A 14378-nucleotide genomic window follows, 5' to 3' on the forward strand; every position below is an offset into this window, starting at 1 on the left:
TTTTTATGCGCCTGAAAAGCCTGGGGCTTTCGCCGCTGCACCGGTCTTGTCAGGGTTTTCCAGCGGGTTAGGCACGGTGATTGCTAAGTCTCTTTTCAACAAGCCGTTTAATGACGGTTCGCCCTGCGAGAGAGAATTCGATGCCTCAGGCCTTGCACGTTTCTACCGATCTTTCTGTTCAGTCGGCGTTGTCGCCGGAGCTGGAGAGCCGTCAGGGGCTGGAACAGGCTTTTGCGCTGTTCAATCAAATGTCCTCACAGTTGACTGACTCCTACGGGCTGCTCGAATCGCGGGTCAACGAGCTCAAGGGCGAGTTGGCCGAAGCCGGTGTGCAGCGGATGCAGGAGCTGGCGGAAAAAGAGCGTCTGGCCAACCGCTTGCAGAATTTGCTGGATCTGCTGCCAGGTGGGGTGATCGTCATTGACGGCAGTGGGGTGGTATGTGAAGCCAACCCGGCGGCTGTCGAGCTCTTGGGCCAGCCGCTGGAAGGGGAGTTGTGGCGTCAGGTGATCAGCCGCTGCTTTGCGCCGCGCAGTGACGACGGGCATGAGGTCTCGCTGAAGGACGGCCGACGCTTGTCGATTGCCACCCGTTCGCTGGACGCTGAACCTGGCCAGCTGGTGTTGCTTACCGACCTGACAGAGACCCGGCGCTTGCAGGACCAGTTGGCGCGTCATGAGCGTTTGTCGTCGCTGGGGCGCATGGTCGCTTCGCTGGCGCATCAGATTCGTACGCCGTTGTCAGCGGCCATGATCTATGCCAGCCACCTGAGTGAACAGGCGTTGCCGGTCGAGACTCAGCAGCGTTTCGCCGGGCGTCTCAAGGAGCGGTTGCATGAGCTGGAGCACCAGGTGCGGGACATGTTGGTGTTCGCTCGCGGTGAGTTGCCGCTGAATGATCGCCTGCCGCCTGCCGCGCTGTTCCAGGCCTTGCAGGCGGCGGCGCAGACCCATGTGAGTGAGGTTGCGGTGCGCTGGCAGTGCGATCCGGTGCCGGGTGAGTTGCTGTGCAATCGCGACACACTGGTCGGTGCCTTGCTTAATCTGATCGAGAACGCGGTGCAGGCCAGTGGCAGCACCGCGCAGTTGAAGATCCACCTCTACCGTAGGGGTGACATGCTGCGCTTGTGCATCAGTGATCGTGGTGCGGGTATGGATGCGGCGGCGCTGGCGCGGATTGGCGAGCCGTTCTACACCACCAAGACCACCGGCACCGGTCTGGGCCTGGCGGTGGTTTTTGCTGTGGCACGGGCTCATCAGGGCCGCGTTGATTATCGCTCCAGAGTCGGGCGCGGTACGTGCGCCATTGTTAGTCTGCCGCTGATTCCCGGCGGCGCTCAGGGAGAAGTTTGATGGCGGGCAAGGTATTGCTGGTCGAGGATGATCGTGCGCTGCGCGAGGCGCTGGCCGACACGCTGGAACTGGCAGGTCATCAATACCGTGCGGTAGCCAGTGCTGAAGATGCGCTCAGAGCGGTTGCGCAGGATGTATTTAGCCTGGTGGTCAGTGATGTGAACATGCCGGGTATGGATGGCCACCAGTTGCTCGCCGCGTTGCGCGAGCGGCATCCGCACCTGCCGGTGCTGTTGATGACCGCCCATGGCGCTGTGGAGCGTGCTGTGGACGCCATGCGTCAGGGCGCAGTGGATTATCTGGTCAAGCCCTTTGAGCCGGGGGCGTTGCTGGCACTGGTGGCAAAGCATGCGCTGGGCAGTATTGGTCCTGCCGAGCATGACGGTCCGGTGGCCATCGAGCCTGCCAGTCAGCAACTGCTGGAACTGGCTGCCAGGGTGGCGAGAAGTGACTCTACGGTGCTGATCTCGGGCGAGTCAGGCACCGGTAAAGAGGTGCTGGCGCGCTTCATTCATTTGCAGTCACCGCGCGCTGCGAAACCCTTCATTGCCATCAACTGTGCGGCCATTCCGGACAATATGCTCGAAGCCACACTGTTCGGGCACGAAAAGGGTTCGTTCACTGGGGCCATCGCGGCCCAGGCGGGCAAGTTCGAGCTGGCCGAAGGCGGCACCATTTTGCTCGATGAAATTTCCGAAATGCCTATGGGGCTGCAAGCCAAGCTGCTACGGGTATTGCAGGAGCGCGAAGTTGAACGGGTCGGGGCGCGTAAGCCGATCAGCCTGGATATTCGGGTGTTGGCGACGACCAACCGTGATCTGGCCGGTGAAGTGGCGGCCGGGCGGTTTCGCGAAGACCTGTTCTATCGGCTGTCGGTGTTCCCGCTGGCCTGGCAACCGTTGCGTCAGCGAACTGCCGATATTCTGCCGTTGGCCGAGCGCTTGCTGAGCAAGCATGTCAAAAAAATGAAGCACGCGCCGGTGCGGCTCTCTGAGGAGGCACGCGCTTGTCTGGTGGCATACGCCTGGCCAGGCAATGTGCGTGAGCTGGACAACGCACTGCAGCGCGCACTGATTCTGCAGCAGGGCGGGCTGATTCAGGCACGCGATTTCTGCCTGGCCGGGCCAGTGACCTTCGCTGCCGAGCCGCCTGCACCTGCTGGCGCCGTGCCGGTGGTGGGCGCTGATTTGTCAGCGGGCGCCGAGGCGGTCGGTGCGCTGGGTGAAGACCTGCGCCGTCGTGAGTTCCAGTTGATCATCGACACATTGCGCAGTGAGCGTGGGCGGCGCAAAGAGGCTGCCGAGCGGCTGGGTATCAGCCCGCGTACCTTGCGTTACAAGCTGGCGCAGATGCGTGACGCGGGGATGGATGTCGAGGCTTATCTGTACGCTTCGTGAGAATGGTTTTTTATCGGTTTTGTTTGATGTTTATGTGATCCAGGTCAAATTGTCGATACAGTGCAATATCGCCGTGGCACTATGCACGGCATTGGGCGGTGTCGCTCATTCCGAACACTGTTTTGATGCAATAAAGCTTCTAGGTGGCTATTTGCCTGCATATTAGCTGGCACTCTTGTTGCTACGACTTGAGTATCGCTGTTGCAGTGTCAAAAAAATGCGGGCCTCACGAGAGATAATGTCCATGAGCCAAGGTGTTGAATTTAATCGCTTGATGTTGGATATGCGGGCCATGCAGATGGATGCCATGGCGGCGTCCAAGCCGGTCGGCAATGTGCCTGAGGTCGCTGGCAGTAACTTTGCCGACCTGCTGGGGCAGGCGATCAACAAGGTGGCCGATACCCAGGCAGCCTCCAGTCAGTTGTCCAATGCGTTCGAAATGGGCAAAAGCGGCGTGGACCTGACGGATGTGATGATTTCCTCGCAGAAGGCCAGCGTGTCCTTCCAGGCCTTGACCCAGGTGCGCAACAAGCTGGTGCAGGCCTACCAAGACATCATGCAGATGCCGGTTTAAGGGACGTACTGAGTCATGGCCGAAGCAGCATCTGATTCTGTCCCAGCGCGGGCGGGTAACCCGGACAAGAAGCCGCTGTTCGGCTTTGCTTTTCTGGAAAATCTTTCCGAAATGACCATGCTTCGTCAGGTCGGCCTCATGGTCGGTCTGGCAGCCAGCGTGGCCATCGGTTTTGCCGTTGTGCTCTGGTCTCAGCAACCCGACTACCGGCCGCTGTATGGCAGCCTGGCGGGTCTTGACAGCAAGCAGGTGATGGACACCCTGGGGGCGGCCAATATTCCTTACACCGTCGAGCCCAATTCCGGTGCTCTGCTGGTCAAGGCCGATGATCTGCAACGTGCCCGTATTCAGCTGGCCCAGGCCGGCGTCAGCCAGACCGATGCCAATATCGGCTTTGAGATTCTTGATAAGGATCAGGGGCTGGGTACCAGCCAGTTCATGGAAGCGACCCGCTATCGGCGTGGTCTAGAGGGTGAGCTGGCGCGAACCATTTCCTCGCTGAACAACGTCAAGGCGGCCCGTGTTCACCTGGCAATTCCGAAAAGCTCGGTGTTTGTCCGTGACGACCGCAAGCCGACCGCTTCGGTATTGGTCGAACTGTATCCGGGCCGTGCGCTGGAAGCCGGTCAGGTCGCCGCGATCGTCAATCTGGTCGCCACCAGCGTCCCTGAGCTGTCCAAATCACAGGTGACGGTGGTCGACCAGAAAGGCAACCTGTTGTCCGATCAGGCCGAGAACTCTGAGCTGACCATGGCCGGCAAGCAGTTCGACTACACCCGGCGCATGGAGAGCATGCTGACCCAGCGGGTGCAGAATATCCTGCAGCCGGTGCTGGGCAGTGATCGCTACAAGGCCGAGGTCTCGGCCATGGTTGATTTCAGTGCGGTGGAGTCTACCTCGGAAAGCTTCAATCCGGACCAGCCGGCCCTGCGCAGCGAGCAGTCGGTCAATGAGCAGCGCTCCAGCAGCACTGGCCCGCAAGGTGTGCCTGGTGCGCTGAGCAACCAGCCGCCAGGTCCTGCCACGGCACCGCAAAATGCGGCAGCCGGTGCCGGCGGTGCCGCGCCTGCGATTGCGGCGGGTCAGCCGCTGCTTGATGCCAATGGTCAGCAGGTCATGGACCCCGCCACCGGTCAGCCGGCGCTGGCGCCGTTCCCGACCGACAAGCGTTCACAGTCGACCAAGAACTTCGAGCTCGACCGCTCCATCAGCCACACCAAGCAGCAGGCCGGTCGGGTTACCCGGTTGTCGGTCGCGGTGGTGGTCGATGACATGGTCAAGACCAACCCGGCCAACGGTGAAGTCACTCGGGCGCCCTGGAGCGCTGCCGATCTGGCCCGCTTTACCCGTCTGGTGCAGGACGCAGTGGGCTACGACGCCAGCCGCGGCGACAGCGTCAGTGTCATCAACGTACCGTTCTCCAGTGAGCGCGGCGAAGTACTGCCGGATATTCCGTTCTACACCCAGCCGTGGTTCTGGGACATTATCAAGCAGGCTGCCGGGGTGATTTTCATCCTGATCCTGGTGTTTGGTGTGCTGCGCCCGGTACTGAGCAACATCACCAACCCCAAGAGCAAGGAGTTGGGCGGCTTTGGTGGCGATGCCGAACTCGGTGGCATGGGCGGTCTGGATGGCGAACTGTCGAACGACCGGGTCAGCCTGGGTGGTCCGCAGAGCATCCTGCTGCCTAGCCCGACCGAGGGCTATGACGCGCAGTTGAATGCAATCAAGGGCTTGGTGGCCGAAGACCCGGGTCGTGTGGCTCAGGTCGTAAAAGAGTGGATTAACGCTGATGAATGACCGCGCCGTGGCTGTCAAGTTGACCCAGGTCGAAAAGGCCGCAGTTCTGTTGCTGTCGCTGGGCGAAACCGATGCCGCCCAGGTGTTGCGGCATATGGGGCCCAAAGAAGTGCAGAAAGTCGGCGTGGCCATGGCGCAAATGCGCAATGTGCACCGCGAGCAGGTCGAAGAGGTGATGAGCGAGTTCGTCGACACGGTCGGCGATCAGACCAGTCTCGGCGTTGGCTCCGATGGCTACATTCGCAAGATGCTGACCCAGGCGCTGGGCGAAGACAAGGCCAACGGCCTGATCGACCGCATCCTGCTCGGTGGCAACACCAGCGGTCTGGACAGCCTCAAGTGGATGGAGCCGCGTGCGGTGGCCGACGTCATTCGTTACGAGCACCCGCAGATTCAGGCCATCGTGGTGGCGTATCTGGACGCTGACCAGGCGGGTGAGGTGCTTGGCCACTTCGATCATAAAGTGCGTCTGGATATCATCCTGCGGGTGTCGTCGCTCAACACGGTGCAGCCGGCGGCACTCAAAGAGCTCAACCAGATTCTCGAGAAGCAGTTCTCCGGCAATGCCAATACCTCGCGGACCACGCTGGGCGGTATCAAGCGTGCTGCGGACATCATGAACTTCCTCGACAGCTCCATCGAAGGCGCGCTCATGGATTCGATCCGCGAGGTCGACGAAGACCTGTCGACGCAGATCGAAGACCTTATGTTTGTCTTCAACAACCTGGCCGACGTCGACGACCGCGGCATTCAGGCACTGCTTCGCGAAGTGTCTTCCGATGTGCTGGTGCTGGCGCTCAAGGGTGCCGACGAGGCAATCAAGGAGAAGGTCTTCAAGAACATGTCCAAGCGTGCTGCCGAGCTGCTGCGCGACGATCTGGAGGCCAAAGGGCCGGTGCGGGTCAGCGATGTGGAGACCGCGCAGAAGGAAATCCTCACCATCGCCCGCCGAATGGCCGAAGCTGGCGAGATTGTGCTGGGTGGCAAGGGTGGCGAGGAAATGATCTAAGCCATGTCCAGCTCTGTAAAAGATTCGTCACCCAGTGATCTGATTCGCGCCAAGGATGTTCGTGACGCAGATATCTGGGCCTTGCCCAGCTTTGACCCCTATGTGGAGCCCGAGCCGGAACCGGAGCCTGAGCCTGAACCGCTGGAGATGGAAGAGGTGCCGCTGGAGGAAGTCCAGCCACTGACGCTTGAAGAGCTGGAAAGCATTCGCCAGGAGGCCTGGAACGAAGGCTTCGCTACCGGCGAAAAAGAAGGTTTTCATAGTACCCGGATCAAGGTTCGCCAAGAGGCTGAAGTGGCTCTGGCGGCCAAGCTCGACAGCCTTGAACTGTTGATGAGCCAGTTGCTCGACCCTATCGCCGAGCAAGACACCCAGATTGAGAAGTCGCTGGTCCATTTGGTCGAGCATATCGCCCGCCAGGTCATTCAGCGCGAACTGCAAACCGACTCGCAGCAAATCGCCCATGTGTTGCGCGAAGCGTTGAAACTGCTGCCGATGGGCGCCAATAATCTGCGCATTTTTGTCAATCCGCAGGACTTTTCCGTGGTCAAGCTGCTGCGCGAGCGTCATGAAGAGAATTGGAAGATTCTTGAAGATGACGCGCTGATGCCCGGTGGCTGCCGCATTGAAACCGAGCACAGCCGGATCGATGCCAGTGTCGAGACCCGGATCAGTCAGGCGATTGCCCGCCTGTACGATCAGATGCATGAACAGGTTGCGCATCCGGCAGCGCCTGATCTGAGCATCGAACTGCCTGATGTTGAAGTGCCGCGCAGCAGTGATATCCCCGAGCAGCCGGTCGGCGCTGACTCGCTGGCGGCGGACGAAGAGCCGGGCCATGCGCCTTGAACGCCTGAGTTTCGCCAAGCGCCTGGGCGGTTACGCCAGCGCCATCGACCTGCCGACTCAGCCCGTGGTTGAAGGCCGTCTGCTGCGCATGGTCGGCCTGACCCTTGAGGCTGAAGGTTTGCGCGCAGCGATGGGCAGCCGCTGTGTGGTCATCAACGACGACAGTCACCATCCGGTCCAGGTGGATGCCGAAGTCATGGGTTTTGCCGGTGGCAAAGTGTTCCTGATGCCGGTGGGCAGTGTGGTCGGTATTGCGCCAGGTGCGCGGGTCGTGCCGCTGGCTGACACTGGTCGGCTGCCCATGGGCATGAGCATGCTGGGTCGAGTGCTTGACGGTGCCGGTCGCCCGCTCGACGGTCGCCCGCCGGTCAAGGCTGAAGACTGGGTGCCGATGGATGGCCCGACCATCAACCCGCTCAAGCGTGACCCGATCAGTCGGCCGCTGGATGTGGGCATTCGCTGCATCAACGGTTTGTTGACGGTAGGACGTGGTCAGCGGCTGGGGCTGTTCGCCGGTACCGGGGTGGGCAAGAGTGTGTTGCTCGGCATGATGACCCGCTTTACTGAGGCCGACATCATTGTGGTCGGGCTGATCGGTGAACGGGGTCGGGAGGTGAAGGAATTCATCGAGCACATCCTTGGCGAAGAGGGGCTCAAGCGTTCTGTGGTGGTGGCTTCACCTGCCGATGATGCGCCGCTGATGCGTTTGCGGGCGGCGATGTATTGCACCCGTATCGCGGAATACTTCCGCGATCGGGGCAAGAACGTGCTGCTGCTGATGGATTCATTGACCCGTTTTGCCCAGGCCCAGCGTGAAATCGCTCTCGCCATTGGCGAGCCGCCTGCGACCAAGGGCTACCCGCCATCGGTGTTTGCCCGTTTGCCCAAACTGGTGGAGCGTGCCGGTAATGCCGAGGCCGGTGGTGGTTCGATTACCGCGTTCTATACCGTGCTGTCTGAGGGTGACGATCAGCAGGACCCGATTGCCGACTCGGCCCGTGGCGTGCTGGACGGGCATATTGTGCTGTCACGACGTCTGGCCGAAGAGGGGCACTACCCGGCTATCGATATCGAGGCATCCATCAGCCGGGTCATGCCGGCGGTGGTCAGCCCTGACCATATGATGCGCGCGCAATACTTCAAGCAGTTGTGGTCCCGTTATCAGCAGACCCGTGACTTGATCAGCGTCGGTGCTTATGTGGCCGGCGGTGACCGGGAAACCGACCTGGCGATTCAGTTGCAGCCGGCACTGGTGCGCTTTCAGCGCCAGGGCCTGACCGAAAGCTTCAGCATGCAGGACAGTGAGGGTGCTTTGGCGGCGGTGTTCGGTCCGGCACCGGGCGGTTGATGAGCCATGGCACAGAGTCGTGCGGCGCGCTTGGCGCCGGTTGTGGAAATGGCCGAGTCGGCAGAGCGAACCGCGGCGCAGCGCCTGGGGCACGCCCAGGGGCAGGTCAATCTGGCGCACAGCAAGCTTGAGGAGCTGGAGCAGTTTCGCCTCAACTATCAGCAGCAGTGGATCGACAAGGGCAACCATGGCGTTTCAGGTCAGTGGCTGATGAACTACCAGCGCTTTCTCAATCAGCTTGAAACTGCGATCGGCCAGCAGCGCAAGAGCTTGGCCTGGCATCAAGCCAACCTGGATCGGGCGCGTGGCGTCTGGCAGCAGGCCTATGCGCGGGTCGAAGGGTTGCGCAAGCTGGTGCAGCGCTACATTGATGAGGCGCGGGCGCTGGAAGACAAGCGTGAGCAGAAACTGCTCGATGAGCTGTCTCAGCGCTTGCCGCGTCACGAGATGTAGCGCCGATCATGGTCTAGTCTGTGTCTTATCATTGATGCAGCGCAGGAGTGGGTTATGACAGTCACTTGCGGTCTCTCGCCAGACGGTCGGCAAGTCACGCTGTTTATCGAGGGGAGGTTCGACTTCTCCTGCCATCAGGATTTTCGTGCCGCTTATGAAGCTTTTTCCGGCGAGCTGGATTATGTCGTGGACCTGCGCGGCACTCACTATCTGGACAGCTCGGCGCTGGGCATGCTGCTGTTGTTGCGCGACCATGCCGGTGGCGACCATGCGCAGGTGCGGCTGATCAACTGCAGCAGCGAGGTGGTCAAGATCCTGACCATCTCCAATTTCTCCAAACTGTTTACGCTGGGTTAAGTCTTGCAGCCTGTTGGGCAAGAGCTGCGGGTGCTGATTGCTGATGACAGTGCCAGTGACAGGCTGCTGTTATCGACCCTGATCAGTCGGCAGGGGCACCAGCCGCTGGTCGCTGCCAATGGTCAGGAGGCTGTGCAGCTGTATCGCGATCACCAGCCGCAGTTGGTACTGATGGATGCCCTGATGCCGGTCATGGACGGCTTCGAGGCCGCCCGTCAGATCAAGCAGATGGCCGGTCAGGCGCTGGTGCCAATCATCTTTCTGACCTCTCTGACCGAGGGGGAGGCGCTGGCCCGATGCCTGGATGCCGGCGGTGACGACTTTCTGGCGAAGCCCTTCAATCCTCTGGTGCTGGCCGCCAAGATCAATGCCATGAATCGACTGCGGCAACTGCAGGATACTGTGCTGCGCCAGCGCGACCTGATTGCCAGTCATCGTGAACATTTACTCAACGAACAACGGGTGGCCAAGGCGGTATTTGACCAGGTGGCGCATTCCGGCTGTCTTGACGCATCGTGTATCCGTTATCTGCAGTCGCCTTATGCGCTGTTCAATGGCGACCTGATGCTGGCGGCCTATACACCGGCCGGGCACATGCATGTGTTTCTCGGCGACTTCACCGGGCATGGTTTGCCGGCAGCAGTAGGTGCCATGCCGCTGGCCGAGGTGTTCTACGGGATGACCGCCAAAGGCTACGAGCTGGCGGAAATCCTGCGGGAGATGAACGGCAAGCTCAAACGTATCCTGCCGGTAGACATGTTTTGTTGCGCCGCGCTGTTGTGCATCGATGCCGGTCAGCAGCAGGTCGAGCTATGGAATGGCGGGTTGCCTGACGGTTATCTGCTGCGCGCCGACAACGCCGGGTTTGTCCCGTTGCAGTCCCGGCACCTGCCGCTGGGCGTGTTGTCACCCAAGGCGTTCGAGGCGCATACCGAGGTTCACCCGTTGGGGGCCGGGGACCGGATCTTTCTGTTGTCTGATGGAGTGATCGACACCCGGGATGCTCAGGATCAGCTGTTTGGCTCGCAACGCCTGTGCGAAGTCCTGGCTGCCAATCGCGAGCCCGAGATGCTGATTCAGGAGATTCTCCAGGCGCTCAACGATTTTGGCGGCCGTGCCCGTGACGATGTCAGCATGCTGGAAATCAGTGCCGGGCATGGGGCGCTGCCGGCCACTGCATTGACTCAAGGCTGGTCCGACAGTGGTCTGGCGGAGCCGGTGGACTGGTCGGTGGCCTTCGAGTTTCGCGCTGCGACCCTCAAAGCGAGTAATCCGCTTCCTGGCGTGCTGCAACTGCTGCTGGAGCAGCGCGGCTTGCGTGAGCAGGCGGCCACGATTTACAGCGTGCTCACCGAGCTTTACAGCAATGCGTTGGAGCATGGCGTTCTCGGGCTGGATTCCACCCTCAAACAGGATGCGGCCGGTTTTGCCCGGTATTACGAGGCGCGCGCCAAGCGTCTGGCTGAGCTGCAAAACGGGTTCATCCGCCTGGAGTTGGTGCTTTGTTCTGCTGCGCAAGGCGGCAGGTTGCAGATTTGCATGCAGGACAGTGGCCAAGGGTTCGACGTCCAGGCGGTGCTGGCCAGGCTGCCGGATGATGCGGGCCTGCACGGTCGCGGGCTGCGCCTGATTCGCTCGTTGTGCCGGGATGCGCGATGGTCCGCCGATGGTTGTACGGTGCATGTGGAATTTGTCTGGGGGGCGATGGCATACTTGCCTTCGGGGTCTTGATCAAGGAGTGAGCAAGTGTCGTTCGTACAGATTGACTACGCGGTATTGAATACCTTGCAAGAGGTCATGGAAGACGAGTATCTGACGCTCATCGACGTCTTCCTGAGCGACTCCGAGCAGCGCCTGGCATTGCTTCGTCAGGCGGCGCGCAACCTGGCCGGCGGTACATCGCCTGATCTGACGGAACTGGGCCTGGCGGCGCACAGCTTCAAGGGCAGCAGCAGCAATATGGGCGCCCTGCGCTTGTCTGAATTGTGCCGTCAGCTCGAAGAGCAGGCCCGGCGTCAGGCGCTCGATGGCCTTGAAGAGCTTGTCAGCCTGATCGACAGCGAGTATCAGGCCATTCGCCAAGTGTTCAATGCCGAGCGACAAGTGCTGGTTGCTCAGACCTGAGTATTGCTCTGCTTGCTATCTCCCTTGTTAGTTTGGCCTGCATTTTGCTAATGCAATAGCATTGTGCTGCTTTATGTGGAGATCCCGATGCCGCTTGCTCCAGATGTGTTCCTCCAGGCGAATGTAGCGGCTCCGGCCAAGACCGGTGCCGTCAGTAATTCGTTCAAGCCTGCCGAAACCAGCAAGGCTGACGCCTCCAGCTTCTCTGATGTCTATGCGCAGCAGTCTCGCGACAAGCCTGCCGTTGAGCGCGATATACCGGCCAGGCCTGCTCGGGACAAGCCCGCTGCCGATAAAGACAAGGCGGTCGCAACCAAAGACAAGCCTGCTGCGGTCGGCAAAGACAAGCCGGATACGGCAGACAAGGCCAAGAGTGAGCCTGATCAGGTTGCCGGAAGCGGCAATTCGTTGCCAGTCCAGGCCAAGGGTCAGACCGCTGATGCTGATGATCAGAGTGCCGATCCGTCCGAGGCTGTCGAGCAACTGGTGGGGCTGCCGACGCTGATTCAGATTCCGGTTGAGGTAGCGGTTGACGCTCCGGTGTCGGCAGATGCGGCCATTGATGGCCTGCAGCAGTCCCAGCTCGCAGCGTCGCCGCTGGCAGCGGCGCCTGCGGCAACTTCTGCTGCTGTGGAAGAGGCGTTCAATCCGGAGGCTGACCCGCTTGACGGTCTGCATGCCTTGCAGTTTGCGCTTGAAAGTGCAGGCGGCAAGAGTCGTGCGGCTGCGCCGGTGGCGACTAATCAGGCCGGGCAGGCTCAGGCGAATCCGGACCTCAACGCCGACGACGCTCGGGCGCAGAACGTTGTCAATAATCTGGCGAGCCTTAATGGTGACCCGGCAGCTCAGGATGGTTCTACCGAGAGCAGTGATCAGTCTTTTACTGCGGTGCTCGGTGATGGGCTTAAGGATGTAAAGAGCGCTGCCGGTGATACCCGGGTCGATAACTTTGCCGAACGTCTTGCCGCGTTGAGTCAGGCCGCCCAGCCGGCGCGGCCGGTGACTGCGCCGGTGGCTTCGCCATTGGGTCAGCCGTTGGCCATGCATCAGAGTGGCTGGACCGAGGGTATTGTTGATCGGGTCATGTACCTGTCGAGTCAGAATCTCAAGTCGGCAGAGATCAAGCTTGAGCCTGCGGAGCTGGGGCGTCTGGACATCCGTGTCAATATGGCGCCGGATCAACAGACCCAGGTGACCTTTGCCAGTGCGCATCTGGGCGTGCGCGATGCATTGGAGAGCCAGGTCGCGCGCCTGCGTGAGTCGTTCAGTCAGCAGGGCCTGGGTCAGGTTGACGTCAATGTCTCTGACCAGTCACAGCAACAAGCCCAGCAGCAGGCTCAGGAGCAGGCCAGTCGCGCGCAGCGTGGCGGGCGTGGGTCTATGGCGCAGGATGAAGTTGAGGATGAAGTGGCGCCGGCAGCGGTTGCTGCAGTGTCTCAGCCTGCCCAGCGGATTGTGGGTAGCAGCGAAATCGATTACTACGCCTGATCCGCAAAAAAGCGCGCCTGAAATTGCTCAGTGCGCGCTTTCCTCTGCTGTGCTCGCCACTCTGGCATAACACTTGCTCAAACTCTGTTACGTATCAACGAACCCCTTGAATACTGACGGATTATTGGCATGGCGAGTGACGCAGTTAAAGAGCCCGGCTCGAAAAGTAAACTCAAGCTCATCATTATCGGCGTTGTTGCCCTGTTGCTGGCGGTAGGCTTGTCGGCAGGCGCGACCTGGTTTCTCATGCACAAATCCGAGCCCAAGCCTGATCCGGCAGCGGCTGCGGCCGCAGCGAATGTTCGGCAACCTGCGGTATTCGAACCTCTCACACCGGCATTCGTGGTCAACTTCAATGCCAACGGACGCCAGCGTTACATGCAGGTCAACATCACCATGCTTGCACGCAATACGGCAGACATGGAGGCGCTGAAAGTGCATATGCCGACCATTCGCAATAATCTGGTCATGCTGTTCGCCGGTATCCCGTTCGAATCGCTGTCATCGCCGATCGGCCAGGAAATGTTGCGCCAGAAAGCCACGGCCAGCATTCAGGAAGTCGCTCAAAAAGAGCTGGGCAAGACTGTGATTGAGCAGCTGCTCTTCACCAACTTCGTATTGCAGTAGGACTCCAGGACATGGCCGTGCAAGACCTGCTGTCCCAGGATGAGATCGACGCGCTGCTGCACGGCGTGGACGATGGAATGGTCCAGACCGATAACGCAGTCGAGCCTGGCAGCGTCAAAAGTTATGACCTGACCAGCCAGGACCGGATCGTCCGGGGTCGCATGCCGACCCTGGAAATGATCAACGAGCGGTTCGCCCGTTACACCCGCATCAGCATGTTCAATCTGCTGCGCCGCTCGGCGGATGTTGCGGTGGGTGGCGTACAGGTAATGAAGTTCGGTGAGTACGTGCATTCGTTGTATGTGCCCACCAGCCTCAACCTGGCCAAGATCAAGCCGCTGCGCGGCACTGCCTTGTTCATTCTTGACGCCAAGCTGGTGTTCAAGCTGGTGGACAACTTCTTTGGCGGTGACGGGCGCCATGCCAAGATCGAGGGGCGTGAGTTCACGCCGACCGAACTGCGTGTGGTGCGTATGGTGCTCGATCAGGTATTTATCGACCTCAAGGAGGCCTGGCAGGCAATCATGGAGGTCAATTTCGAGTACATCAACTCGGAAGTGAACCCGGCCATGGCCAACATCGTCGGGCCCAGTGAAGCCGTCGTGATCTCGACCTTCCATATCGAACTCGATGGCGGTGGCGGCGACCTGCACGTGACCATGCCTTATTCGATGATCGAGCCGATCCGCGAGATGCTTGATGCCGGCTTTCAGTCTGATCTGGATGATCAGGATGAGCGCTGGATCAAGGCACTCAAGGAGGACGTGCTGGATGTATCGGTCCCGCTGACGACTACGGTTGCGCAGCGTCAGTTGCAGTTGCGCGACATCCTGCACATGCAGCCTGGCGATGTGATTCCTGTCGAGCTGCCCGAGGCGCTGGTCATGCGCGCCAACGGTGTGCCGTCATTCAAGGTCAAGCTCGGTTCGCACAAGGGCAATCTGGCCTTGCAGGTTATCGAACCGATAGAGCGGCGTTGACAGACCGTCGCGCCACAACC

Annotated in this window: 14 protein-coding genes; all 14 read left to right on the forward strand. The window is 60.4% G+C overall.

Annotated features, from left to right (window positions below):
* The first annotated feature begins 140 nt into the window (after positions 1 to 140).
* Positions 141 to 1352, forward strand: a complete 1212-nt coding sequence (locus tag NRB16_RS15460) for a PAS domain-containing sensor histidine kinase (protein ID WP_257106451.1) — start codon at positions 141 to 143, stop codon at positions 1350 to 1352.
* Positions 1352 to 2749, forward strand: a complete 1398-nt coding sequence (locus tag NRB16_RS15465; RefSeq protein WP_257106452.1) for a sigma-54 dependent transcriptional regulator — start codon at positions 1352 to 1354, stop codon at positions 2747 to 2749. The genes NRB16_RS15460 and NRB16_RS15465 overlap by 1 nt, the downstream gene beginning before the upstream one ends.
* Before the next feature lie 244 nt (positions 2750 to 2993).
* On the forward strand, positions 2994 to 3323 hold the full coding sequence (fliE, locus tag NRB16_RS15470) for a flagellar hook-basal body complex protein FliE (RefSeq protein WP_045494508.1): 330 nt from the start codon (positions 2994 to 2996) through the stop codon (positions 3321 to 3323).
* Positions 3324 to 3338: 15 nt separating this feature from the next.
* Complete coding sequence (fliF, locus tag NRB16_RS15475; RefSeq protein ID WP_045489428.1) at positions 3339 to 5123, forward strand: flagellar basal-body MS-ring/collar protein FliF; 1785 nt, start codon at positions 3339 to 3341, stop codon at positions 5121 to 5123.
* Positions 5116 to 6132: a flagellar motor switch protein FliG gene (fliG, locus tag NRB16_RS15480; protein ID WP_045489430.1), complete on the forward strand. Its 1017-nt coding sequence runs from the start codon at positions 5116 to 5118 to the stop codon at positions 6130 to 6132. The genes fliF and fliG overlap by 8 nt, the downstream gene beginning before the upstream one ends.
* Positions 6133 to 6135: 3 nt before the next feature.
* On the forward strand, positions 6136 to 6981 hold the full coding sequence (gene fliH / locus NRB16_RS15485; protein WP_257106453.1) for a flagellar assembly protein FliH: 846 nt from the start codon (positions 6136 to 6138) through the stop codon (positions 6979 to 6981).
* Positions 6971 to 8329 carry a flagellar protein export ATPase FliI gene (gene fliI, locus NRB16_RS15490; RefSeq protein WP_045489436.1) on the forward strand — a complete coding sequence of 453 codons (1359 nt, stop codon included), beginning with the start codon at positions 6971 to 6973 and terminating at the stop codon, positions 8327 to 8329. The genes fliH and fliI overlap by 11 nt, the downstream gene beginning before the upstream one ends.
* A gap of 6 nt (positions 8330 to 8335) precedes the next feature.
* A complete protein-coding gene (gene fliJ / locus NRB16_RS15495) occupies positions 8336 to 8782 on the forward strand; it encodes a flagellar export protein FliJ (RefSeq protein WP_045489438.1) in 447 nt (148 codons plus the stop codon).
* Positions 8783 to 8836: 54 nt separating this feature from the next.
* Complete coding sequence (locus NRB16_RS15500) at positions 8837 to 9139, forward strand: STAS domain-containing protein (protein WP_257106454.1); 303 nt, start codon at positions 8837 to 8839, stop codon at positions 9137 to 9139.
* Positions 9140 to 9142: 3 nt separating this feature from the next.
* On the forward strand, positions 9143 to 10870 hold the full coding sequence (locus tag NRB16_RS15505; protein ID WP_257106455.1) for a fused response regulator/phosphatase: 1728 nt from the start codon (positions 9143 to 9145) through the stop codon (positions 10868 to 10870).
* 66 nt (positions 10871 to 10936) lie between these two features.
* Positions 10937 to 11263: an Hpt domain-containing protein gene (locus NRB16_RS15510; RefSeq protein WP_045494511.1), complete on the forward strand. Its 327-nt coding sequence runs from the start codon at positions 10937 to 10939 to the stop codon at positions 11261 to 11263.
* An 87-nt stretch (positions 11264 to 11350) separates the two neighbouring features.
* Positions 11351 to 12751: a flagellar hook-length control protein FliK gene (locus NRB16_RS15515; protein ID WP_257106456.1), complete on the forward strand. Its 1401-nt coding sequence runs from the start codon at positions 11351 to 11353 to the stop codon at positions 12749 to 12751.
* Between the two features lie 129 nt (positions 12752 to 12880).
* Positions 12881 to 13378 carry a flagellar basal body-associated protein FliL gene (fliL, locus tag NRB16_RS15520; protein ID WP_253140124.1) on the forward strand — a complete coding sequence of 166 codons (498 nt, stop codon included), beginning with the start codon at positions 12881 to 12883 and terminating at the stop codon, positions 13376 to 13378.
* An 11-nt stretch (positions 13379 to 13389) separates the two neighbouring features.
* Positions 13390 to 14358, forward strand: a complete 969-nt coding sequence (fliM, locus tag NRB16_RS15525; RefSeq protein WP_045489451.1) for a flagellar motor switch protein FliM — start codon at positions 13390 to 13392, stop codon at positions 14356 to 14358.
* The last annotated feature ends 20 nt before the right edge of the window (positions 14359 to 14378 follow it).

Source organism: Pseudomonas sp. LJDD11, assembly GCF_024584215.1.
GTDB lineage: Bacteria > Pseudomonadota > Gammaproteobacteria > Pseudomonadales > Pseudomonadaceae > Aquipseudomonas.